Raw genomic sequence first — 2560 nt, forward strand, 5'->3', positions numbered from 1 at the left:
CAGCCGACTTTTTCGCCCCGCAGCACTCGGCGAATTCGTCCAAGGCCTGCTGCGTTCCGGAGAATCCTCGGGGCGGGCGCGAGGCAGGCAGCTACGACCCCTGCCTGCCCGCGATTCGCATTCCCCGCCGCGTCCTGAAGGGCGGCTCACATCTCTGCGCTCCGAATTACTGCCGCCGCTACCGCCCGGCTGCGCGCCACCCGCAGCCGGTCGACAGCTCCACCAGTCACATCGGCTTCCGGTGCATCGCGCGTGAGAGGAGGCGATCATGAATCATGACCGTGCCTGCGAAGAGAATTCAGCGAACCTGCAAGCAGATGGCAGGCTGAGCCGCCGTAACATGCTTCTCACCGGGACGTCGGCCCTCGCAGCTGCCGCGCTGGTCTCGAACGCCCCGACCACGCCCGCACAGGCCCAGTCACAATCCCAGCAGCAACAGGCGGCCGGGCAGAAACCGAACATCCTCGTCATCATGGGCGACGACATCGGCATCTGGAACATCGGCGCCTATCACCGCGGCATGATGGCAGGACGGACGCCCAATCTGGACCGGATCGCCAGCGAGGGCATGCTGTTCACCGACTACTACGCGGAGGCGAGCTGCACGGCGGGGCGCGCGGCCTTCATCACCGGCGAGCTGCCGATCCGCACCGGCATGACCACGGTCGGTCAGGCTGGCGCCGCCATCGGCATTCCGGCAGAGGCCGTGACCATTGCCACTGCGCTGAAGGGCATGGGCTACGCCACCGGCCAATTCGGCAAGAACCACCTCGGCGACAAGAACGAGTTCCTGCCGACGGTGCACGGCTTCGACGAGTTCTTCGGCTATCTCTATCACCTCGACGCGATGGAGGACCCGGCTCATCCCGCCTATCCGCAGGAGCTGGTGAACAGGGTCGGCCCACGCAACATGGTTCATTCGTGGGCGACCAGCGTCGACGATCCCGCGGAAGACCCGCGCTGGGGCAGAATCGGCAAGCAGCGCATTGAGGATGCCGGGACGCTTTACCCGAAGCGGATGGAGACTGTGGACGAGGAGATCCGCGACCTGGCGCTCGCCTTCATCGACAAGGCCAAGGCCGACGGCAAGCCGTTCTTCGTCTGGCTCAACCCGACCCGCATGCACGTCACCACGCACCTGTCGCCGAAGTACCAGGGCATGCGCAACTCCCAGAATGGCTGGAGCATCCAGGAAGCCGGCATGGCCCAGCTCGACGACGTCGTCGGCGCGGTGATGAAGAAGCTGACGGACTTAGGAATCGACAACAACACCATCGTGGTCTTCACGACGGACAACGGCACGGAGGTGTTCACCTGGCCGGACGGCGGGCAGACACCCTTCGCGCAGTCCAAGGGCACGGTCATGGAAGGTGGCTTCCGCGCGCCGGCCATGATCCGCTGGCCTGGCAAGGTTCCAGCCGGCACGGTCGAGAACGGCGTCATCTCCGGTCTCGACTGGTTTGCGACGCTCGTCGCAGCAGCGGGCAACCCGGATATCACCGAGGAGCTGAAGAAGGGCAAGCAGATCGGCGACCGGACCTACAAGGTGCACCTGGACGGCTACAATCAGCTGGACATGATCACGGGCAAGGGCCCGTCGAAGCGCAACGAAATCTGGTATTTCGGTGAGAGCGAGTTGGGAGCCGTCCGGATCGGCGATTACAAGTACCGCTTCATCGACCAGCCCCGCGGATGGGTGGGAGACAAGTCCAAGCCCGACATACCCTACATAACCAACCTGCGGCTCGATCCCTTCGAGCGCACGGGCTGGCCGGACGAGGGGACCAAGGCCGGGGCGCAGAACTACATGAGCTGGTTCCTGTACGAGTTCTGGCGCTACGTATTCGTCCAGCAGGAGGTGGAGAAGCTCGCCATGACCGCCGTCGAGTTCCCACCGATGCAGAAGGGCGCGAGTTTCAACCTTGAGGCAGTCAAGGCAAAGATCCAGGCCGCCAGGACGGCGATAGCAAAGTAATGCTCAGATGTGGCAGCGGAGGACGTGCGCCAAGCCGCCGACGTCCTCCGCGACCGCTTGCAACCCTCAAGGTAAGTGCGTCTGGGCCATTCACGTCGTGCGGAGATCCGCCAGAGCCGCGACCTCCCGGCAGCTGAACGCTACGCCGCCGAGATGAAAAGCATTCCTGCGTTAGCATTTGCCGGCGTTCACCGCCCATGACGCAGGATCCGGACGGGCGGCGGACTGAAACAAGCCAGTTAAACACAGGCGGAGGTTGGCGTTCGGAGGAGCTGCCCCGTGAAACGTCTGAAGCTGCTGGGTCAGCGCCTGCTGATTGCGGTTCTGGGACTGGTGACAGTCTGGCTGATCTTGGTGCTGTTCTATGATGTCGCCGATCGGCGCCTTCCGCTCGTCCTGGCGCTGGCATCCACCTACGCCGCCGCTGCCTACCTGATCCTGCCGCGCGCGATCAGGCTCGGCGCGTACATCCTCAACCGGGGCCAAGTCCCGTCCTACACGCTTACCGGCGATGGCCTGCCCGGCGATCCCGTCAACCTGGCCCTGATCGGCTCCTTCGACGAGTTGCGCCGCGCTTTCCTCCAA

General features: G+C 64.4%; 3 protein-coding genes. All 3 read left to right on the plus strand.

The genetic code is table 11. From position 1 onward, the window contains the following. Positions 1 to 272: SUMF1/EgtB/PvdO family nonheme iron enzyme (locus E1J50_RS26295; RefSeq protein WP_165937992.1), on the plus strand; the 272-nt coding region annotated here is incomplete at its 5' end. Between the two features lie 68 nt (positions 273 to 340). Then, a complete protein-coding gene (locus tag E1J50_RS26300) occupies positions 341 to 1975 on the plus strand; it encodes an arylsulfatase (protein ID WP_132257204.1) in 1635 nt (544 codons plus the stop codon). A 279-nt stretch (positions 1976 to 2254) separates the two neighbouring features. Then, positions 2255 to 2560 (plus strand): LssY C-terminal domain-containing protein (locus E1J50_RS26305; RefSeq protein WP_207919312.1); only part of this gene is annotated, 306 nt, incomplete at its 3' end.

The organism is Methylobacterium segetis, assembly GCF_004348265.1.
Lineage (GTDB): Bacteria > Pseudomonadota > Alphaproteobacteria > Rhizobiales > Beijerinckiaceae > Methylobacterium > Methylobacterium segetis.